This is a genomic window from Enterobacter sp. MGH 24 (assembly GCF_000493015.1).
Taxonomy (GTDB): Bacteria; Pseudomonadota; Gammaproteobacteria; order Enterobacterales; family Enterobacteriaceae; genus Enterobacter.
The window spans coordinates 2,901,062-2,922,044 of sequence record NZ_KI535657.1; the positions used below are offsets into that span (position 1 = coordinate 2,901,062).

The window sequence follows — 20,983 nt, forward strand, 5'->3', positions numbered from 1 at the left end:
ATCATGTTTCTGTTGAAGGATCGTTGCAAAGCCGGTCGTAGTGTTCCAGGGCACTGTAACGACATTTGTTTTGCCAGAGTGCACGGAACAGGACAGGCTCACACCTTTTGGCCAGGATCGCCTCAGTTTGTGCAGTATAGTTATTTAACTCCTCCGCAAACTCCTCATGCTGGGGGCGGTTCAAATCGGCTGTGACTGTGAATGATTTATGCACCCGTCTGACCGGTTTTTGCCTGATTTCACGGCTTTTGAGAAAGCTTTTGCCGTTATTCTTCTGAGGTAATACTGTCTCTTCAGATTCTGATAATTCTGGCAGTTCCTCGCCATAAATGAGAGCATCTGCCTGGATAAATTCGTCTGCGCGACTGGTTAATACTGATTCGGAAAGACCCAACAAAGCGGGTGTAATGACTTCATTACCGGTACCAATAACTTTTAATTGCGCAGTAACAAATAATCGCTGTGCTATCGCAAGATTTCCTTTCGACAGCTTATGCATTTTTATGTTGAGCTCATCATTCAGGGGAGTGTAGACATTAGTCCACTGATAGCGCCACAGATACTGAATGAAAGATTGCCAGTCTGTCGTCTGGTACGCGAGCGGATTAAGACGAATGAAACCTGCGGTTTCTGCACGTCTGGCGAAACGTAACCGTTGGCGCATTTTGTCTTCGAATTCTGGATTTCCGCAAAAGACTAGCGGGACACCTAATGTATCGACGATGTCATGAAGAAAATTGATAAGCTGTTCATCACCGTTTGTGCGGGTCAGTCTTTGCATTTCGTCAATAACCAGCACGCCAATGAAGGCCGACTTAATTTTCTGAGCAATGAGCCGGAGTAACGTACCAGTCCTTGATGGCGGGATGGTACGCTCAAGCCCAAGTGCATCGTCGATAGCGGTAAGTAAGATTTCCGTCAGGTCACGTGCTTTCGAATTTGGAGGGCAATTTATTTTAAGCCAGACAACCTGACGAAGAGGGGTAAGATCGTGGCCCTGATAAACATTATGGTCTATGATCTGTGGAAAATGTCCCAGTACCTGCTCAAGCATGGTTGATTTACCCACACCGCTTATGCCGGTAATGGAAAAAGTCCCTGCCCGGGGTCGATGAAATCCATCGCCGAGAGCTTCACCTAAGCTTCCCTCTACGCTGTAATGAAGAAACCGAACCGTGTGAATATCAAGTGGGTTACGGGTTGTATAACCTGTTCGCAGAAGTCGTACTATTGCCTTGTAACAGTCGAAGAATGTTCCCTGAGGACAGCGGAAGGCATCTATACGATCAACATACTGTTCACGCACCTCAGTGCTCAGTTCACGCTCGTTTGCATTAATTTCAGGAAAGTTGCTGAGAGCCAGCATGACATCCTCCCGGGACATCAGGGGAGGGAGTGCTTCAATTAGAGGGTTACCTCTGTATTCTGGCAAATCTGCCTGGTGATATTTTGCATTCACAGCCATGGCTATTTATCCTTCTTGTAAGGATCGTTTTGTTTTGTAAGCCACGCTTTCCTCGCTTCGGGACCTGGCAAAATCACAATGTTGTTTGCGGGGGGAAGTTTGTAATTCTCACTGGTCTTTCTGGAGTCTCCCTGTTGAGCATACAGCACTTCTTTTCTACGATTTTCCCTTATGTTTTTATAGCGCCCACGACCCTTTTTCCTCAGTGCTGCCAGCAAAATCTCGCCTTCCTGTTCATTAGCTTCAATCAGATTACGCAATGCCATCGACTCAGGTGTAATAACATTACTGCTTTTATGCATATCGACAATATCAGAAACAACTTCTGCTTCCATATGAGGAAGGCCCTGAAATATTTTTCGCCTGGACAGCAGTTCTCGTTGCGAAAAAACGGTATCTTTTCCGCTTCTTATATAAATTTTATCCATGGAGTTATCATTAATCCGAACATCAACACGTGTCTGACCGAAACTTCTGGCCCCGACCATCTCATCCTCTGAACACTCATAGAATCGATTACCATACTGAATTCCCTTGCCAGTAATACTTGCGCTATCCGGGTACAGAAGTCTTGATATAATTTCGTGCTCAGTGATCTGATAACCACCAAAACGGAAGTTATTAATACTGACATTCCAGCTATTGACGGGGGTAGCGATCAGATTATGCTCAAGAAGAAGAGGGTTAATATACAGAAGTTCTGTATTCAGGGCATGGTTATACTCATCAACGGCACGTATCATGATTTCTGTAAACGCTTTAAGCGTATAACATGACCTTAATTGTGGCCGGGTCTCACCCCTGACAACAAATCCCCCTCTTGTCGTACCCAGAAGCTTATGGATTGCCTTTTGGTTAAGTATGCGGAACCTGCTTTCAACGACGCCTTTTAGGTCAGCCCTGTAGGAAGGAGCAAACATTAATTCCGTGAAGGGAACAACTGCAGACTGCGTTTTAAGACCCAACATTTCTGCATTATCGCAAAGTAACTTTGTTGGTACATGTGAGCATGGCCAGCGGTCGTCACTGATGTCATTGACACCAAATAACCTACAGTACTGTCCTTTCGGTGAAAAGCAGTTAGCAAGTGCCTGAGATGCTGCTCGCCAGGAAGCATAAAGATAAGACACATGCATGCCGGTTATCATCCGGGTTGCACGATCAGCAACGAGATACACTGTCGGTCGTCCAACCACATCTCCTGTTAATTCAGATACCAGATGCACATCAGCAACTGTCGCATCAATTTCGAATACTGAGCCCGGCAGTGTATCAGAGTCAGCAGAAGACCCCGCTAAAGCCCGTTTGTTAAGTAAAAAATCTCTTTCTGTTGTGCGCCGACGTGCAATCTCAGTAAGAGAGAAAAGTTTAGTGATGCGATATCTGAACTGTGCCAGAGAAGGATAGGAAATGGCGCAGTCCTGAGTTATTGAAGCCAGTTGAGGGAAGTATTCTTCAAGATAGATGCGCCAGCATTCAGCTTGGCTTTTGCCCTTCGGTTTGAGGTAGTGTTTTTTCAGGATTTTTTTTATGCTAGCTGAGTCCCGTTCTCGCATGATGTAGGTTTCTGCTCTGCCGTCAATGAGGGCGCGCCCTTTCTTTTTACGACCAACAGAAACAGACTTAACTGTTTTTTTGACCCCATTCCCTCCACTCCTGGCGTATGCTGGCGTCAGGGACTGTTTACCTCTTCCGTACTTCCAGCAGTTCGATAATAATTTTTTTATTGTGGAATAGCTGGCGTTGTTGTCCTTTGCATAATTTCTTAACAAAGGACTTCGCTCGTTCAGAGCGTACAAAAAGAGAAAATCAGGATCAGACAACAGTGGGCTAATCAGGGCGAAATTCTTATCTCTCCGGATCCTGTTTTTATCCGGAATATCATTGTCTGTGACCATCATCCATACAGGAATAGGATAGTTGAAGTGCACAATGTTTCTTTCCTGAACTCCCAACTTAAATGGTTCAATGTAAAACAGTTTCGGACGTGTGATTTTGTTGTCGTTGAGTTCATACAAAATCATGGTTCCTGTTTCCTTGTACAGGGCAAGGACTCGGTACAGGGCATCGGGGAGCCCTTCAGTTTTTGAAACTGACCAGACGGAATTCTTAATTATTTTCATATGCTAATCCCATGTCACATGCGCTGTTTCGTAAAACGACAATACATCCATTGCTAACGATGTCCGAGGTGAGATCAACTTCGATGCTTTTGGTTGCTAACATAAATTTCAGCGCGATGAAGGCATCATCAGTGCTGATCCTTAAAGATGAAGCTATTTTTTTTACCATATGAAGAAGAATATACTGACCGGGAGGAAACTCCCTTAATAAGGACACATCAAGATGATAATCGGGCAGTCCGTTCATCCTGAAAGGAGCAGTAAACCAGCTAATATTGCCACTTTTTATTCTGGTAACCTCTGACCCTGTATATATCTGAAAACATACATTAATGCCCTCCCAGAACAGTCTCTCAATTTCTTGTTTTTCGGCATCACGTTTGGAAATGATTTCATCAGGTTTCACTGAATAAGACTTATATTTGATGGTTCCGTCCTGGTTTCTGAATGTCAGAACGAAATCTGTTGTCATGACGGCGGGCACTGCTGGCTTATCTGTGTCGCAGACTTTCCTGCGTAATGCCGGATGGGGGACATTGAGAATGTTGGCTATCTTTTGCGTTAGCGTGACGGGGAGAAGCGGAAACTGTTCGCGAATGTCAATTACTGAATCATTGAATTCGGCAAGGTAATAAAACTCGCTTTCAATCCCGGACAGCGTGTTGTGCTGTCTGAACGTTTTCAAACCGCGTATGGCTGAGCGGATACCCGTTGAGTTTGTAAAATCTTGTGGCCGTATCCAGGGCTGATAGTTTTCCCCGGTTCCAAGGCCAATCCCGTCCCTGAGTGCTTTTTCATAGCTCTCAAAAGATGTAAACCGTCTTCCTCTAGTCATACCGATCTCGATAAAATCTAAGGCGAATTAGTTACGACTTTCATCTTTTTTAAGTTTAGTTGCATACGCACAGTTTACAAAGTGAACATGGCAAAGAAAGAGATGAAAAATTATTGATGAATCATACTTATAGTAAAAATAATGACATAACTTATTTATGATAAGATTGATTAGTGACATAACTTCTGCATTAGTGACATAACTTTAATATGACACGACATCCCTGGTCATTATTTCAATCCATCTCACAAAAAACGATCCTCCTCTTTGATCCATATTTCATCTTCGCCTATATGACTAGTCATGAGATTTTAAATGACTAGTCATATAGGGAGTGAACATGAATAATCAGCTACCAGCCAACTTTTTATGGGGCAACTCCGTATCCAGCATGCAGACGGAAGGGGCCTGGAACGAGGGCGGGAAAGGCATGTCGGTGTACGACATTCGCGAAGCCGGGGAAAACATCTCCGACTGGAAAGTCGCGACCGACTCCTATCACCGCTACCGGGAAGATTTCGACCTGATGCAGGATCTGGGCATGAACTGCTACCGCTTTCAGATTTCATGGAGCCGCGTCTGCCCGCAGGGCGACGGCGATTTTAACGACGAGGGCATCGCGTTTTATGACCGCTTTATCGACGATCTGATCGCCCGCGGCATCGAGCCGATGGTGTGTCTCTACCACTTCGATATGCCGCTGGCGCTGGCGCAGGAGTACAACGGCTTCAACGACCGCCGCGTAATGGACGCCTTTATCCGCTACGGCAAAAAGATGATCGACTGCTTCGGTGACCGGGTGAAGTACTGGCTGACCTTCAACGAGCAGAACATCTTCCATATGCCGGAAGCGTTTCGCATTTCCGGTTACATGAAAGGCGAGCAAACCCTGCGCGAGCTGTACGAGCTTCAGCACCATGCGATGGTGGCGCACATGGCGCTGACCGAATACCTGCACCAGACTAAGCCGGGCAAGCTGATGGGCGGCATGCTGGCGCACCAGCTGATTTATCCGGCCACCTGCAAACCGCGTGACATCTTCTGCGCCCAGCAGTACGACGAATTTCTCAACCAGAACCTGCTGCGCGTCTTCGCCGGACAGGGCTACAGCCCGGCGGTGATGGCGGTGGTGGAGCAGGAGGGCTTTGACGATATCTATCGCGCCGAGGATCTCGCGCTGCTGGCGCGTACCAGAAACGACTTTATGGCCTTCAGCTACTACGCCAGCAAAACGCTGGACAGCGATGCCATCCCGGAAGGCACGCCGGTGAACTATTACCTGCTGCACGGCGAGAAAAACAACCCGTACCTGAAGGCCACCGAGTGGAACTGGCAGATCGATCCGCTGGGCTTTCGCACCATCATCACCCGCTACGCCAACGACTGGCGCCTGCCGGTGTTCCCGATCGAGAACGGCATTGGGGTGATTGAGTCCTGGGACGGCGTAAACCCGATCAACGACACCTACCGCATCGACTACCACCGGGCGCATATCGAGGCCATGAAGGAGGCGATGTTCGAGGACGGGGCAGAGGTGATCGGTTACCTCGGCTGGGGGTTGATCGACATTCTCAGCTCCCAGGGCGACATGCGTAAGCGCTACGGCGTGGTCTATGTCAACCGGGAAAACCACGACCTGAAAGACCTGAAGCGCGTGCCGAAGAAGAGCTACGCGTGGTTAAAACAGGTTATCCATACCAACGGACGCGAGATGTAAGCCGTACGCTGCCGGGCCGTTTTTGTGACTGATTGATGGGAACTATCCGCTATGTCTGAAACAAAAATAACACCGCACATGCAGTCCTTTGTCGATAAGTTTGTTGAGTTCTCGGCGCGCCTGGCAAACCAGGTGCACCTTCGCTCCCTGCGCGACGCCTTCGCCACGGTGATGCCGATTTTCATCCTTGCCGGTCTGGCGGTGCTGGTGAACAACGTGGTGTTTCCGTGGATTTTTCACGGCGACACGCTCGCACACTTCAAGGTGTGGGGCGAGGCGATTATCAACGGCACGCTAAACATCGCCGCGCTGCTGCTGGCCCCGATGATTGCCTGGTCGCTGGCGCGCAACAAAGATTTTGACAATCCGGTCTCGGCAGTGGTTATCGCCGTTAGCAGCTTCATCATCATGATGCCGATGCGCCTGCAGATTACGCCCGTCGGCAGCGACGCCGCGGTGAACGTCACCCAGGTGCTGACGTTCGCCAATATTGGCTCAACCGGGATTTTCGCCGGGGTACTGATCGGGCTGCTCTCAACGGAGGTGTTTATCGCCATTTCGCGGCTGAAGGCGCTGCACATTTCCCTCGGGGAAAACGTGCCTCCGGCGGTGAGTAAATCCTTTACCGCGCTGATCCCGACCATTTTCACGCTCTCCCTGTTTGCGGTGCTGGCGGCCGTGCTGGCAAACGTGCTGCACACGGACCTGATCCATCTTATTACGACCTTTATCCAGCAGCCGCTGCGGCTGATCAACACCAGCCTGCCGGGAACGATCTTCATCTACAGCTTCGGTAACTTCCTGTTCACGCTGGGTATTCATCAGTCTGTCGTTAACAGCGTGGTGCTGGAGCCGTTCCTGCTGATCAACACCAACGAGAACATGCTGGCCTTCGCCAACGGACAGCCGATCCCGCACATCATCAACAACATCTTCGTGCCGACGTTTGGCATGGTGGGCGGCACGGGCAGCACGATCTCGCTGCTGATCGCCATCTTTATCTTCTCCCGGCAAAAGTCGGCGAAGCAGGTGGCGCGTCTGTCGCTGGCACCCGGTTTATTCAACATCAACGAGCCGGTGATTTTTGGCCTGCCGATCGTGTTTAACCTGCCGCTGATGATCCCGTTTGTGCTGCTGCCCGCCATCGGCATTTATTTCGCCTGGCTCTGTACCACGCTGGGGTTAATGTCGCGCTGCGTGGTGATGATCCCGTGGACCACGCCGCCCATTCTCAGCGCCTGGCTGGCCACGGCGGGGGACTGGCGGGCGGTGGTGGTACAGTTGGCAATCATCGTATTTGGTGTATTCTTCTACCTGCCTTTCCTCAAGATTGCCGAGAGAGTGGCGTTGAAAAACAGCGGGATAGAAAACTAACTGAAAGGAAGGACGATGGCGGCGAAGTACATCACCATAGCGCGGGAAATTAAGAAACGCATTATCAGCCAGCAGTACGCCGCCAACGAACCCCTGCCGGACCAGTTTGCGCTGGCGGCGGAGTTCAGCTCCAGCCGGATGACCATTCAGCAGGCGATGCGCCAGCTGATCGTCGAAGGTCTGGTCTATACCCGCCAGGGGCAGGGCACGTTCATCCGTAAAAATTTCCTCCAGCTCTCGCAGTGGGATCTTTCCGGCAGCGACTACTTTGGCGCGACTAAAACATGGGAACATCTGGGCACGGTGACCAGCCGGGTAGTGCATTTCGAGCTGCGTTTCCCGAACGAAAAAGAGCAGGCGTCGCTGATGGTTAACGCCGATGCGCCGATCTATGACTTCATTCGACTCCGCCTGCTGAACGGCGAGCCGATGTCGCTGGACTCCACGGTGATGCCGATGAATCTGGTGCCGGGCCTGACGAAAAACCATCTTGAAGGTTCAGTGTTCCAGTACGTGCAGGAGACGCTGGGGCTGAAAATAATGGGGTCGTATCGGGTGGTGCGGGCGCTTAAGCCCAACGCGCTGGACAGGGAGCATCTGGTCTGCGAGCAGACCGATCCCGTACTGGAAGTGGAGCAGGTGATTTATCTGGAGGATGGCACGCCGCTGGAGTATGCCCACTGCCACTATCGGTACGACCACGGCGGGATCGTGATCGTGAATAACGGGTAAAAAAAAAGCGGGCAACGAGGCCCGCTTTTTTAATGCTTCATTATCAGTTCAAACGCACCGGCATACCGGAGCGGTTCTGCACGGCCTGGTCAACAATCGCCGTTTCTACGTCTGGCTGAGACGTCACCGCCTGCACCGCGCTGTTCAGCGTCACAGGAACGACTTCGTTGTTGTTGATCTGGTCTTCGCTGGTGGACAGCGGGTTGTGCACTTCGATGTAGCGGCTGCCGTCTGGCTCGGAGGTCGCTTTCACCGGTTCGTTGATGAACTGCACGCGCGTACCGACCGGCACGTTTTCGAACAGGAACTTAATGTCGTCGTTACGCAGGCGCACGCAGCCGTGGCTCACGCGCAGGCCGATACCGAAGTTGGCGTTGGTACCGTGGATAGCGTACAGACGGCCAATGTACAGCGCGTACAGACCCATTGGGTTATCCGGGCCTGCCGGCACAACGGCTGGCAGCGGTTCACCCGCAGCGATGTATTCCGCGTGCATTTTGGCGGTCGGCGTCCAGGTTGGGCCCGCTTTCTTACGCTCAACTTTGGTGGTCCAGTTCATTGGGGTGTCTTTACCCAGCTGGCCGATACCGATTGGCAGCACGATAACGGTGTTGGTACCTTTCGGGTAGTAATACAGACGCATTTCGGCGCTGTTAATCACGATACCTTCATGAACCGTATCCGGCAGGATCAGCTGCTGAGGAATATTCAGCACGGTACCCGCTTTCGGCAGATACGGGTCAACGCCCGGGTTCGCTTCCAGCATGTTAGACAGGCCCAGCTGGTACTGCGCAGCGAAATACTCCAGTGGCTGAGAGTTACCTTCTGGTACCGTCACAACCTGGTTCTGGCCTACCAGACGGCTACCGTCTGTTGGCAGGGGATACGTCACCGCAGACGCGGTCTTACAAAAACCTACTACGGCTAACGCCGCCGCAAAAAGCGTTGTTAATTTCATGTTCATGTTGTGCGAGGTATCTAAGCCATTCCGGCGATGAGTTGATAAGTCTGAATCTGTGATGGGAGCGCATTATATGTGCATTCCCGCTCACAGGGAATTCAGATGTGTACGAAATCACATTTTTTTCGATTTTGTTAAAGTTTAGCGGATTGCCGCAACACGGGATCTCAATTCGGAATTGTGGCATAATGACGTGTTTATCACACTTTTCGCAGGAATCTCCCCGTGTTAGTTACCAGCAACGTCACTATGCAGTTTGGCAGTAAGCCGCTGTTCGAAAACATTTCCGTCAAATTTGGCGGCGGCAACCGTTACGGCCTGATTGGTGCCAACGGTAGCGGAAAATCCACCTTTATGAAGATCCTCGGCGGTGACCTGGAGCCGACGCTTGGCAACGTATCGCTCGACCCTAACGAGCGTATCGGTAAGCTGCGTCAGGATCAGTTCGCCTTCGAAGAGTTCACCGTGCTCGACACCGTGATCATGGGGCATGGGGAACTGTGGGAAGTGAAGCAGGAGCGCGATCGCATCTACGCGCTGGCCGAAATGAGCGAAGAAGACGGCTATAAAGTGGCCGATCTGGAAACGCAGTACGGCGAGATGGACGGTTACTCTGCGGAAGCGCGTGCGGGCGAACTGCTGCTGGGCGTCGGCATTCCGGTTGAACAGCATTACGGCCCGATGAGCGAAGTGGCGCCAGGCTGGAAGCTGCGTGTGCTGCTGGCACAGGCGCTGTTCTCTAACCCGGACATCCTGCTGCTCGACGAACCGACGAACAACCTGGACATCGACACCATCCGCTGGCTGGAGCAGACGCTGAACGATCGCGACAGCACCATGATCATCATTTCGCACGACCGTCACTTCCTGAACATGGTCTGTACGCACATGGCGGATCTGGACTACGGCGAGCTGCGCGTGTACCCGGGCAACTACGACGAATACATGACGGCGGCCACCCAGGCGCGCGAGCGTCTGCTGGCGGATAACGCCAAGAAGAAAGCGCAGATTGCTGACCTGCAGTCCTTCGTCAGCCGCTTTAGCGCTAACGCCTCTAAGTCGCGTCAGGCGACCTCGCGTGCGCGTCAGATCGACAAAATCAAGCTGGACGAAGTCAAAGCCTCCAGCCGTCAGAACCCGTTCATCCGCTTCGAGCAGGACAAGAAGCTGTTCCGTAACGCGCTGGAAGTGGAAGCCCTGGCAAAAGGCTTTGAGAACGGCCCGCTGTTTAAAAACTTCAACCTGCTGCTGGAAGTGGGCGAGAAGATTGCCATCCTCGGTGCCAACGGCGTGGGTAAATCCACCATGCTGAAAACCCTGGTGGGCGAACTGCAGCCGGACAACGGCACCGTGAAGTGGTCTGAAAACGCGCAGATTGGCTACTACGCGCAGGACCATGAGTACGAGTTCGAAAACGACCTCACCGTCTTCGACTGGATGAGCCAGTGGAAGCAGGAAGGCGACGACGAGCAGGCGGTACGCAGCATTCTGGGTCGTCTGCTGTTCAGCCAGGACGACATCAAAAAGCCGGCTAAAGTGCTCTCCGGTGGTGAGAAGGGCCGCATGCTGTTCGGCAAGCTGATGATGGAAAAACCAAACATCCTGGTGATGGACGAACCGACTAACCACCTGGACATGGAATCTATCGAATCCCTGAACATGGCGCTGGAGATGTATCAGGGCACCCTGATCTTCGTCTCTCACGACCGTGAGTTCGTCAGCTCGCTGGCGACCCGCGTGATCGAAATTACGCCAGAGCGCGTGGTGGACTTCACCGGTAACTATGAAGATTACCTGCGCAGTAAAGGTATCGAGAACTAAAAAAAGCCGGGTGACGGCTTCGCCTTACCCGGCCTACGTTCTATTCCCTCTCCCTGTGGGAGAGGGTTAGGGTGAGGGCATCAGGCCGCACTACATCACCCACTCGCTCCCTTCAACCCCGTTCACCAGCAGCTTGCGTTTTTCTCCCGCCGGTAACGACACCTTCAGCGCCTTCCACGCCGGACGATAATCCCCGCGCGCGTTGACCTTCAGGTTGATGGTTGCGCCGTCGCACACCATTTCCCACTCCACCCACAGCGCACTGCCGTTCTGGTAGCCCCAGCTTTCGCCGTCGTCTTCAAACAGCATGCCGGAGGTTGTCCCGACGCCTTTTACCGGGAACAGCTTCAGTTCGCGTGCCGTATCTTTTTCGGCACTCACATGCGTGATGCGCTCGCTCAGCGGCAGACCGGCTCCCGCACGCACCAGCAGCGGCAGTTTTTCCAGCGGCGCATCGAGGACGACTGATTGTCCGCCCGCATACCACGCGTGGGTGTAAAAATCGTACCAGCCGGTGGCGTTATCCGGTAGCCAGACGCGGCGCTCGCGCTGCCCGGCTTCGACGACGCTGGCGACCAGCAGGTCGCGGCCCAGCAGGAAGTCATCGCACTCTTCAAAGGTCTGGGCATCGTGCTCGTGATCGAGGAAGGTCGGGCGCAGCATCGGCTCGTCGTCGGCGTGCGCCTGCCAGAGCAGGGTGTAGAGGTACGGCAGCAGGCGGTAGCGCAGCTCAACCGCACCGCGAATGGCTGGCGTGACGCCCGGGTACATCCACGGCTCGTTCACGGTGTGATCATCGTTCCACGAGTGAATGGTAAAGCGCGGGTGCATCACGCCGTTCTGCACCCAGCGCACGAACAGCTCGGCGTCAGGCTTGTCACCGGAGAAACCGCCGACGTCGTGGCCGACGTTGAACAGCCCGGACAGGCTCATGCCCAGCCCCATGCGGATGTTATAGCGCAGCGTGTCCCAGTTGGTGCGGTTGTCGCCGCTCCATGTCTGAACGTAGCGCTGCATCCCGGCGCAGCCGGAGCGGGAGATCAGATACGGACGTTTCTCCGGCGCAAAGCGCTGCTGCGCTTCCAGCGAGGCACGCATCATCAGCAGCGGCATCACCGGGCGAATGTGCTTAATGGCGATCTCCTTGCCGAAGCCAAAGCAGCGGGCTTCCCCGTCCCACACTTCATATTCGTTGTTATCGTTCCAGGTGGAGTCGATGCCCATCTCCAGCAGCTGCGTGGTGACGCCGTTCTGCCACCACTGCACCGTCTGCGGGTTGGTAAAGTCGAGGTGCGAGCCTTCGTCATCCCAGAAGCTGGAACGTTCCGGCGCATCGGTTTCTGAATCGCGAATAAACAGGCCGCTCTCCGCCACTTCGTTATAGCGTGGATGATCCTGCAGCAGGCACGGCTTGATGTTGGCCGCAAGCTTGAGCCCCGCGTCGTGGAACGCCTGGCTCATCACCTTCGGCTGCGGCACCTTGTCATAGTTCCAGTTGAAGACGTAGCGCTTGCCGTTGATGGAGGTATAGCCGGAGGAGAGCTGGAACGAGTCGCACGGAATGGCGTGCTCTTCGCACAGGCGGATGAAGTTCATCAGCTGGTTTTGCGCGTCCGGCGCGTCGGTGTAGTGCATGGTCGAGCCGCTGTAGCCCAGGCTCCACTTCGGTCCGAACAGCGTTTTCCCGGTCAGGCGCACAAAGGCTTTGGTGACGTCCAGCACGCGCGTGCCGGTAAAGATGTAGTAGTCGATGTCGCCCGCTTCCGCCTGCCAGCGACGGTAGGCGGTGTGGTAGTTGTCGATTTCGTTACCCAGATCCAGCCAGCAGCTGCTCAGGTTGTCATAGAACAGGCCGTAGCTGATGTCGTCGCGGCGGGCGATAGTGAACGGAATGTGCTTGTAGAGCGGGTCGGTGCTGGCCGCGTTGTACCCCATGGCGTCGAGGTTGCGCATCTCATAGCGCTTGCCGTTGCGCTGCAGATCGCCCGCTTTTTCGCCCAGGCCGTAGAAACGCTCGTCCTTGCGGCGGCTGAGGTAGTGCGCCACGCCGTCGCCGTGGGCGTTCAGCAGGTAGGCGCTGGTCGGGCGGTCGTTGACCAGCGGCTGCCACTCGCCCGCCTCATTGCGGTAGTGCCACTCCAGCCACAGCGGCTGGTGGACGGTCACGCGCAGCCGTTCGGTGGCCACGGTTAGCGTCTCATCCTGCCGCGTCAGGGTCCAGGCCGGGCATGAGAAGCCGCTTATGTCGTCACGACAGCGGCCTTCCCACGGTACGTCTTTTTCCGGCGCGATGCTCCAGGTGCGGTCCAGCGCCAGCTCGCCTTTGCGTTTGATCAGCACGCGGAACAGGTTCTCTTCCAGCACATACAGGCACAGGCGGTGCTGGTTATCGACCAGCAGTTCCAGATGGTTTGCTGACTGCTTATCTACGGTCCAGTTTTTCAGGGTTTTCATATGCAATACATCCACTATCAGGCGCGCTTGGCGCGACGTTCAGCAATAAATGCTACCAGGAATACAGCGCCAATCAGGTCAAAGAAGCCCATGGCAATAAAGAGCGGGTTAAAGCCGATTTTGTCGGCGGTCACACCGATTAACAGCGAGAACAGGAAGCTGGCGATCCACGCCGCAGAGCCGCGCATGCCGTTGACGGTCGCCATCTGGCCTTTGTCGAACGACTCCACGACCAGGGCGCTCAGCATGCAGGAGATGATCTGGTGCCCGAAGCCGCCGATGGAGATCAGCACGATGGTGATATACGGGTCGCGGGTAATGGCCACGATGCCCAACGAGATCATCAGGAACGCGCCCGTCACGGAGCTGGCAACGACCGAGTTAACGCGCGAGCAGCCGAACAGACGGGTGTACAGACGCGTCAGGTAGCCGCTCGCCACGCTGCCGAGGTCGGCGGCGAGGAACGGCAGCCAGGCAAACATCGCAATCTGCTTCAGATCCATGCCGTGCTCTTTGGCGAGGTACAGCGGCACCCAGAAGCTCAGCACCGCCCAGGCCGGTTCCGCCATAAAGGCCGGGATGGCAATACCGTAGAATCGTTTGTTTTTCGAGACGGTTTTCAGCGCGGTCAGGAAGGGCAGTCTCACCGCAGGCGGTTCATTATCCTGCTTGATAAACGCCAGCTCGTCCTTGCTCAGGTTCGGATGCTGTTCCGGGTTGTGGTAGAACGCCCACCAGAGGATCACCCACAGCAGCGCCAGCACGCCGGTAAACATGAACGCGCCCTGCCAGCCGAATGACGCGTGAGCAAAGTAGATGATAGGCGGGGCCAGCATCGCGCCGATGGAGAAGCCCACGCCCGCCCAGCCGGCGGCAACGGGTCGCTCTGATTTCGGGAACCATTCGCCGATGGTTTTGGCGTTCGCCGGGGTAGCCGCGGCCTCAGACGCACCCATAAAGAAGCGCAGAATCGCCAGGTGCAGCCAGCTTCCGGCGCCCGCGTGGAAGATACACATCAACGCCCAGATCCCGGCGCAGACCATGAAGCCAATCTTCAGGCCGATGACGTCAATCAGCCAGCCGCACAGGGGCTGGAAAATGGTGTAGGCGATCTGGAACGCGCCGACGATCCAGGAGTACTGCTCGGTGGTGATCCCGAGGCTCTCTTTCAGTTCCGGGGCGAGGATCCCGAGGGAGTTTCGGGTGATGTAGTTAACGGTGACGCCAAGTAAGAACAGCACCAGCACGTACCAGCGCAGGTTCTTGATGACGCGACGGGTTTTGCTTGTCGCTACGGTGTTATTGATGTCCTGACTCATTTTACTCTCCACAAGACGGACGGTAAGGGGACGGAGGTTCAGGTGTCACACGGATTTTTATGCCTTTGATTTCTATCCGTTTAATATGCTTAAGTTGGTATGCAACTAGTATGGAAGTTGTGTGACAAGTTCACCTTAAGGAAGAAAATCAGTGGGCAAAAGTGGATTTTGTGCAAAATTTCTCATAACTGACGTAAACCCTCTGGCATGATGGCCTCTATGTCAGTTATCTACTGATGGATACGCTATGAAAATTTTTTCATTTCGCAAATGGAGCCAGATCACAAAATGGACAAAAGGCTAAAGATCACCGAAATCGCGGCCCGAACGCAGCTGTCGATCAGTACCGTGTCGCGGGTGCTGGCGGGAAAAGCGAATACCAGTGAAAAAGCGCGTGCAAAGGTGCTGGCGTGCGCGCGGGAACTGGGGGTGATGGACGGCATGGCGGCGGGACGGCTGCTGCTCAACAGCCTGGTGGTTTTTGCCCCGCAGCGGGCGTTTGACGAGCGGTCCGACATCTTTTACTACCGCGTGATCCAGAGCGTGAGTAAAGGCCTTGCCTCGCACGATGTGCGCCTTCGCTACTGCGCGCTGGAGGAGAACGACAGCGACGCGCAGCTGTTTCTGGCACGCATGAATGAAGCGGACGCCCAGGCGGCAATCCTTCTCGGCATCGACGATCCCCATATTCACGATCTGGCGGTGGACGTGGGAAAACCCTGCATGCTGATTAACTGCCGCGACCGCCACATGCGTCTGCCTGCCGTTGCGCCGGATCATCGCGCGATTGGCGAGCGGGCGGCGGAATATCTGTTCGAGATGGGGCACCGTGAGGTGATGAACGTGCTGTGCCTGCGTCGCTACACCATGGAGCTGCGCCTGTCGGGGATCCGCGACGCCTGGCAGTCCCATAATCTGACGTTCAACGACAAGCGCGATCTGCTGGTGGTGCCCAGCTTCAGCGCTCGCGAAACGGAACAGATGGTCAGCGAGTGGCTTAACCAGCAGAAGGGAAAAGACCTGCCGACGGCGTTTCTGGTCGGCGGTGACTTTATGGCGGCGGGCACCATTAGCGCATTACAAAACCACGGCCTGCGCGTGCCGCAGGACGTGTCGGTCATGAGCATTGACGGGTTTAACCTGGCGGCAATCCAGGATGTGCCTCTGACGGCGGTGCACGTTCCGCGCGATGAGCTGGGAACAGAAGCGGTTTATATGCTCCAGCAGCGGCTGATGCGTCCGGACGCGCCGGTAGGAACGTTACTGCTTAACGGCATGCTGGCCGTACGGGAATCGGTACGGCGGATACGTCAGGGGAAACGACGCACCGCCGTGGAGCGGGAAGGGCTGTATGACAGCTAGACCATGCCCAGCGCGCGCTTGCCGTGGATGTTGAGATCGTTCACGGTAAAGCGGTCCTGCCAGGTTTTTTCATAATCCTCGCGCGGGAAGTCTCCCGGGGACGCGCCGGTTTCCAGCGCTTCCTTGACCTTCTTCGCGTAGGCGAGGTTCTTCTCACACATCGGCGCCGCAGGGATGTACATCACGTTGCCCCAGCCCTGCTGATTTTCCACCGGCGCGACGGAGTGGATCACATCGCAGTGCCACCACACCGAATCGCCCGCCTCGAGTGCAGGAATGCTGCTTAATGCCTCGATCAGCAGCGGGTGCCACTTCTCGGAAACCGGCAGCACGCGCCCCGGCGCTACGCCGCACAGCTCGTCTTCCGGCACGTCGTCCAGCAGCGGGCGCAGTAGGATATAGGCCATCGCTTCCGGGATTGGCACCACGTGCAGCAAGCCCTGACCGGGGATCATATCCGACAGCGCCGTCCAGCCCTGGAAGGTGCGGAACACCGAGCATTTGGTGGTGTTATCGACGGTGTACTCTTCCACTTCGGTACGGTGCGCGGCGTTCCACGGATCGTACTTATCGACGTTGCCGTCAAACACGCGGGCGAAAACTTGTTGATAAGCCGGAAGCAGCCAGCGCTCCAGCGCGCCGGAGTCGGTATGCGCGCCCAGCCCTTTCGAGGTGGTTCCCGGCGGACGGCGGCGGATACGGTCCGGGTAAATCACGCTCACGTCCGGGTCGAACCACTGCTTGCCGTTGCTCTCGAATGTCCATAAACGGTTCAGGAACGACTGCACCTGCGCCATCTCTTCGCTCTGGCGCGCCTGCATTTGCGCCTGTGACCAGTAAATCGGGTAAATCTCCGGCCGGGAGGCCGTCAGGGTGCCGAAGAAGTTATCGCCAGGCCCTTTGTACACGTCGTCAAATTTATTCAGATCGAGGTAGTCGAGCATCGACCGATCCCACGCCAGCGCCTGCTCGCGCGGGAAGTGACCTTTAATCACCGCGCAGCCGCGGCGCTTAACGGCCTCGCGCTGTACGTCGGTGATAGTGCCGTTTTTCACGTCCGCAAACGGAATCACCGGCCAGACGGATTCGCCTTTGTTCTTAAGGGCGTTGATTTCCGCCACGCGGGTGGCAATTTTATCGCTGAGCTTATTAAACACCGCCTGCACGTCGCCGATCTGCGCGCGCAGCTCACGTTTCAACTGACGGATTGCCGCTTTGTGATCCGCTGGCAAAGTTTCACTGGTAAAGGTCATAACCGCCTCGCATCTTTCATTCGAAAGTAAAAATATCTACAAGTGATACTTTAAGTTAAAATTAAGTTAATGCAAGTTTAAAAACTTGACGCAAGCCACAGGACGGAAAAAGAGTGAGAGGCCGGAGCGAGGCTCCGGCGAGGAGAGGATCAGACGTCGAACGGGGAGTGGTTGTCGAGCACGGCCTGAATGACGTTCAGCGCGCCCTGATGGTTGTTGTCGTCGGTGCTGTAGCGGCTGATTTCTTTGATGCTCTGCGCCGCGTTACCCATCGCAAAGGAATATTTCACCAGCTTCAGCATCTCGGCATCGTTGCCGCTGTCGCCAATGGCCACGCACGCCTGCGGGGAGATTTTCCAGCGCTTCAGCAGACGGCTAATGCCGTTGGCCTTGTGCAGTCCGGGGATAATTAAATCGACAAAACCAAAGCCGCTGGTGACCGGCTTCATGATGCCGTCCAGGGAGACGTGCAGTTTATCCACCAGATTCGGGATATCGCTATCCGGTAGGTTCAGGGAGAACTTAAACAGCACGTCGTCAATGTCGCGGTAATCGCTGATGCGCTTTAAGCGGTGGTAGTGCTTTGACATCAGCGCCACGAACGCTTCAGGGGCCTGGTCGCTGACGTAGGCACTTTCCAGCCCGCAGGCCACGAAGTTCAGCCCTTTGTCCTTCAGCAGTTCGCCAATCACGATCTGCGATTCATGACGCGTCAGCTCGCCGTGGAAAATCTGTTCGCCGCGATCGAACACCAGCGCGCCGTTTTCCGCCACGAAGGAGATCCTGTCTTTCAGCTCCGGGAAGAAGGAGATGAGCTGGTAATACTGGTTGCCGCTGGCGACCACAAATTCAATGTCGCGGGCTTTAAGCTGCTCAAACTGCGCCTGGAAGCGGTCACGATCGTACTGCTTGGCATCATCAAGGAAAGTTCCGTCCATATCGGTGACGATAACTTTAACGGTCATACTGTGCTCCTGGGTCACTGCTTTTTGAAACATTCTAATAACAAGGTGACGGGGAGCACAAATTTAATTTCGAATGAAAGTCAGAAAGCCGGGTGGCGGCTTCGCCTTACCCGGCCTACGGGGAGACAATGTAGGCCCGGTAAGCGCAGCGCCACCGGGCGTTTTTTTACAGCGTATGCTCAGTACGGGCGATAATATCGTCCTGCGCATCCGGCGACAGGGCGGTGAAGAACGCCGAGTAGCCCGCCACGCGCACCACCAGGTCACGATACTGATCCGGGTGTTTCTTCGCTTCCAGCAGCGTGTCGCGCGAGACGATGTTGTACTGAATATGCCAGCCCTTATGCACCTCGAAGAAGGTGCGCAGCAGCACCATCAGCTTCTGGCGATCGCTGTCGTTTTCCAGCGTCGACGGGTTCAGCTTCTGGTTCAGCAGCACGCCGCCGAGAATCGCTTCCGTCGGCAGTTTCCCTACAGAGCCAATGACCGCCGTCGGGCCGAGGTGGTCCGTACCGGAAGCCGGGCTTGCCCCTTCCGCCAGCGGGGTGTGCGCCTTACGTCCGTCCGGGGTGGCCATCGTCGCCGCGCCAAACGGCACGTTTGCGGAAATCGAGGAGGTGCCCGCGTAGTAGTTACCGCCAATCGGGCCGCGGCCATAGCGCGGGTTGTGGTACTGCTTCAGCTCTTCAATATAGGTCTGATAGGCTCGGGTCAGCAGCATATCCACGCTGTCGTCGTCGTTGCCGTACTTCGGCGCGCCGTTGATCAGGCGCTGGCGCAACTGCTCGTGGGTCAGCCCCTCGAAGTCATCCGCCAGCGCGGCCGCCAGCTGCTGCTGACCGATGATGCCCTGTTCGAACACCAGCTTCTTCACCGCCGCCAGGTTGTTGCCGAGGTTGGCGATGCCCACCTGCAGACCGGAGACCCAGTCATACTTCGCGCCGCCCTGCTTGATGCTTTTCGCGCGTTCAATGCAGTCATCCACCAGCGCCGAACAGAGAATATCGTGGACGTTCTCTTCCAGCATGGTGTCCACCACGTACTCAATCTCGATGGATTTGCGGGTGTAGTAGCGGATCTGGCTGTCCCAGGCCGCCATCACCTCCTCGAAATTGTCGAAGTTACCGGCAGAGAGCGCTTTCTCCTGCGGCAGGAACACCTTGCCGCTGGTGGCATCGCGGCCGCCTTCCAGCGCGGCGAGCATCACGCGGGCGAAGTTGATAAAGCTCATGCCGGTGCAGCGATAGCCCCATTTACCGCCGACGGCGGTTTCGATGCAGCCAATCGCGGCGTAGTCATAGGCATCGTCTTTCTCGACGCCGAGCTTGATGAATTCCGGGATAACGATTTCATCGTTATTGAACGCCGGCATCCCGAAGCCGCAGCGGATCACCTGCACGCAGGCGTCGAGGAAGTCGTTGCTCATGCCCGCATGGTAGCGCACGCTCAGGTTTGGCTGGGTGGAGCGCAGGCGACCGCAGGACTCCAGAATCGCGTAGGAGAGCGGGTTGACCGCGTCCACCGGCTCGCCGTTGACCAGCTTCTGGCCGCCGATGGTGACGTTCTGGTACAGCGGGCTGCCAGCGGAAGCCTTGGAGTGCGAGCCGGAGCGGATCTTGTTCACTTCCAGCAGCTTCAGCCAGCAGCTGTGCAGCAGCTCAATGGCGTGCTCGCGGTCGAGGCTCTGGTTCAGCTCCACGTCGCGGCGATAGAACGGATAGAGATACTGGTCCATGCGCGCGAAGGAGACGGAGTGGCCGTTGGACTCAATCTGCAGGATCAGCTGGATGAAGTAGCACAGCTGCAGCGCCTGCCAGAAGGTTTTTGGCGGCTCGTGGGCAATCACGTCGCAGTTTTCCGCCATCGCCAGCAGCTCGTTGCGGCGGCTTTCGCGGGTTTCGGTGGACGCCATTTCACGCGCCAGGTCGGCAAAGCGCTTGATGTGCAGGCTCACCGCCTCCAGCACGATATCAATCGCCTTCAGGAACTGGTCGCCGTGCAGGTCTTCCAGCACCGTCAGGTTGATGCGCGAGCGGCGCTCGGCCACCTTAGCGCGCAGGCCGTCGAGACCCTTCTCTAGCACCAGCGGGAAGTTCACTGCCAGGTGCGCGTCGCCGGAGGTCATGTTGCCTTCGGCTTTGATAATGCCGGTTTCCAGCAGGCCTTTCTGCTCGTCGGTGAACATGCCGTAGCAGCGGTCCTGCACCGTCTGGCCGCGCCACCACGGGCAGATCTCATGCAGCACGCGCTTGTTCTCTTCGCTCACCGCAAAGCCTGCGCCCGGGCGGTCCGCCAGATCGTCGATCTCTTTCTCAATCCAGGAGACGGTGTATTCCGGGAAAATCGGCGCGGCGCGCACTTCGCTTGCCTGGTTACCGATAATCAGCTCGTCGTGTTTGATCCAGATGGTGCGTTCAGCCAGGTGATGCGCCAGCGCCAGAGCGCGGCGTACCGGGATCGGCTTGTCCATGTGCTGCTGGTACATTTCGGTGTAGTGCTGTGCGCGCTCGGTACAGACCGGCGGCTTAACGATATGCACCAGGGCCGTTTTGTGCGCCTTAATGCGCTCGCTGAGGGTGTTGAGATTCAGGGTGGTCATAGG

The 20,983-nt window shown here is 55.4% G+C and carries 14 protein-coding genes; 5 read left to right on the forward strand and 9 right to left on the reverse strand.

Going from position 1 to position 20,983, the window contains the following annotated elements; all coding sequences use genetic code 11:
* Nucleotide 1: 1 nt before the first annotated feature.
* Genes L370_RS08270 through L370_RS08260 form a run of 3 tightly spaced genes read right to left on the reverse strand, consistent with a single transcriptional unit; the run spans nucleotide 2 to nucleotide 4,423 of the window.
* Nucleotides 2-1,465 carry an AAA family ATPase gene (locus tag L370_RS08270; RefSeq protein ID WP_023335020.1) on the reverse strand — a complete coding sequence of 488 codons (1,464 nt, stop codon included), beginning with the start codon at nucleotides 1,463-1,465 and terminating at the stop codon, nucleotides 2-4.
* Nucleotides 1,466-1,467: 2 nt separating this feature from the next.
* The gene (locus L370_RS08265) at nucleotides 1,468-3,588 is read right to left on the reverse strand and encodes a hypothetical protein (protein ID WP_032666584.1); all 2,121 of its coding nucleotides are present in this window, start codon (nucleotides 3,586-3,588) and stop codon (nucleotides 1,468-1,470) included.
* The gene (locus L370_RS08260; protein ID WP_023335022.1) at nucleotides 3,575-4,423 is read right to left on the reverse strand and encodes a TnsA endonuclease N-terminal domain-containing protein; all 849 of its coding nucleotides are present in this window, start codon (nucleotides 4,421-4,423) and stop codon (nucleotides 3,575-3,577) included. The genes L370_RS08265 and L370_RS08260 overlap by 14 nt, the downstream gene beginning before the upstream one ends.
* 340 nt (nucleotides 4,424-4,763) lie before the next feature.
* On the opposite strand from L370_RS08260, the gene L370_RS08255 reads away from it, so the two are divergent.
* From L370_RS08255 to L370_RS08245, 3 genes are read left to right on the forward strand one after another with little or no spacing between them, the layout of a single operon-like run.
* The gene (locus tag L370_RS08255; RefSeq protein WP_023335023.1) at nucleotides 4,764-6,140 is read left to right on the forward strand and encodes a glycoside hydrolase family 1 protein; all 1,377 of its coding nucleotides are present in this window, start codon (nucleotides 4,764-4,766) and stop codon (nucleotides 6,138-6,140) included.
* A 51-nt stretch (nucleotides 6,141-6,191) separates the two neighbouring features.
* Nucleotides 6,192-7,514, forward strand: coding sequence for a PTS sugar transporter subunit IIC (locus tag L370_RS08250; RefSeq protein WP_023335024.1), 1,323 nt, complete (start codon nucleotides 6,192-6,194; stop codon nucleotides 7,512-7,514).
* A 15-nt stretch (nucleotides 7,515-7,529) separates the two neighbouring features.
* Nucleotides 7,530-8,246, forward strand: coding sequence for a GntR family transcriptional regulator (locus L370_RS08245; RefSeq protein ID WP_023335025.1), 717 nt, complete (start codon nucleotides 7,530-7,532; stop codon nucleotides 8,244-8,246).
* A gap of 43 nt (nucleotides 8,247-8,289) precedes the next feature.
* Here L370_RS08245 and ldtB read toward each other — a convergent pair whose 3' ends face one another.
* Entirely contained in the window at nucleotides 8,290-9,210 is a 921-nt protein-coding gene (ldtB, locus tag L370_RS08240; protein ID WP_023335026.1) for a L,D-transpeptidase, read from the reverse strand.
* Between the two features lie 222 nt (nucleotides 9,211-9,432).
* Here ldtB and L370_RS08235 point away from each other — a divergent pair, with 222 nt between their 5' ends.
* Nucleotides 9,433-11,028, forward strand: coding sequence for an ABC-F family ATPase (locus L370_RS08235; RefSeq protein ID WP_023335027.1), 1,596 nt, complete (start codon nucleotides 9,433-9,435; stop codon nucleotides 11,026-11,028).
* A gap of 90 nt (nucleotides 11,029-11,118) precedes the next feature.
* On the opposite strand, the gene L370_RS08230 is transcribed toward L370_RS08235, so the two are convergent.
* Both L370_RS08230 and L370_RS08225 read right to left on the reverse strand, forming a co-directional pair.
* The gene (locus L370_RS08230; protein WP_023335028.1) at nucleotides 11,119-13,482 is read right to left on the reverse strand and encodes a glycoside hydrolase family 31 protein; all 2,364 of its coding nucleotides are present in this window, start codon (nucleotides 13,480-13,482) and stop codon (nucleotides 11,119-11,121) included.
* 17 nt (nucleotides 13,483-13,499) lie between these two features.
* Nucleotides 13,500-14,801 (reverse strand): MFS transporter, encoded by a 1,302-nt coding sequence (locus L370_RS08225; protein WP_023335029.1) that lies wholly within the window; start codon nucleotides 14,799-14,801, stop codon nucleotides 13,500-13,502.
* 288 nt (nucleotides 14,802-15,089) lie between these two features.
* Here L370_RS08225 and L370_RS08220 point away from each other — a divergent pair, with 288 nt between their 5' ends.
* Nucleotides 15,090-16,163 (forward strand): LacI family DNA-binding transcriptional regulator, encoded by a 1,074-nt coding sequence (locus L370_RS08220; protein ID WP_023335030.1) that lies wholly within the window; start codon nucleotides 15,090-15,092, stop codon nucleotides 16,161-16,163.
* On the opposite strand, the gene L370_RS08215 is transcribed toward L370_RS08220, so the two are convergent.
* The 3 genes from L370_RS08215 to L370_RS08205 form a co-directional block, all read right to left on the reverse strand.
* The gene (locus L370_RS08215; RefSeq protein WP_023335031.1) at nucleotides 16,160-17,416 is read right to left on the reverse strand and encodes a DUF1479 domain-containing protein; all 1,257 of its coding nucleotides are present in this window, start codon (nucleotides 17,414-17,416) and stop codon (nucleotides 16,160-16,162) included. The two genes, L370_RS08220 and L370_RS08215, sit on opposite strands and share 4 nt — an antisense overlap.
* 149 nt (nucleotides 17,417-17,565) lie before the next feature.
* Complete coding sequence (locus tag L370_RS08210) at nucleotides 17,566-18,381, reverse strand: Cof-type HAD-IIB family hydrolase (protein ID WP_023335032.1); 816 nt, start codon at nucleotides 18,379-18,381, stop codon at nucleotides 17,566-17,568.
* A gap of 166 nt (nucleotides 18,382-18,547) precedes the next feature.
* Nucleotides 18,548-20,980 carry a formate C-acetyltransferase/glycerol dehydratase family glycyl radical enzyme gene (locus L370_RS08205; protein ID WP_023335033.1) on the reverse strand — a complete coding sequence of 811 codons (2,433 nt, stop codon included), beginning with the start codon at nucleotides 20,978-20,980 and terminating at the stop codon, nucleotides 18,548-18,550.
* Between the last annotated feature and the right edge of the window lie 3 nt (nucleotides 20,981-20,983).

Coding starts and splice junctions, on each gene's coding strand:
- L370_RS08270 (WP_023335020.1), bottom strand. CDS start 1,465: ATGGCTGTGAATGCAAAATATCACCAGGCAGATTTGCCAGAATACAGA.
- L370_RS08265 (WP_032666584.1), bottom strand. CDS start 3,588: ATGAAAATAATTAAGAATTCCGTCTGGTCAGTTTCAAAAACTGAAGGG.
- L370_RS08260 (WP_023335022.1), bottom strand. CDS start 4,423: ATGACTAGAGGAAGACGGTTTACATCTTTTGAGAGCTATGAAAAAGCA.
- L370_RS08255 (WP_023335023.1), top strand. CDS start 4,764: ATGAATAATCAGCTACCAGCCAACTTTTTATGGGGCAACTCCGTATCC.
- L370_RS08250 (WP_023335024.1), top strand. CDS start 6,192: ATGTCTGAAACAAAAATAACACCGCACATGCAGTCCTTTGTCGATAAG.
- L370_RS08245 (WP_023335025.1), top strand. CDS start 7,530: ATGGCGGCGAAGTACATCACCATAGCGCGGGAAATTAAGAAACGCATT.
- ldtB (WP_023335026.1), bottom strand. CDS start 9,210: ATGAACATGAAATTAACAACGCTTTTTGCGGCGGCGTTAGCCGTAGTA.
- L370_RS08230 (WP_023335028.1), bottom strand. CDS start 13,482: ATGAAAACCCTGAAAAACTGGACCGTAGATAAGCAGTCAGCAAACCAT.
- L370_RS08225 (WP_023335029.1), bottom strand. CDS start 14,801: ATGAGTCAGGACATCAATAACACCGTAGCGACAAGCAAAACCCGTCGC.
- L370_RS08220 (WP_023335030.1), top strand. CDS start 15,090: ATGGACAAAAGGCTAAAGATCACCGAAATCGCGGCCCGAACGCAGCTG.
- L370_RS08215 (WP_023335031.1), bottom strand. CDS start 17,416: ATGACCTTTACCAGTGAAACTTTGCCAGCGGATCACAAAGCGGCAATC.
- L370_RS08210 (WP_023335032.1), bottom strand. CDS start 18,381: ATGACCGTTAAAGTTATCGTCACCGATATGGACGGAACTTTCCTTGAT.
- L370_RS08205 (WP_023335033.1), bottom strand. CDS start 20,980: ATGACCACCCTGAATCTCAACACCCTCAGCGAGCGCATTAAGGCGCAC.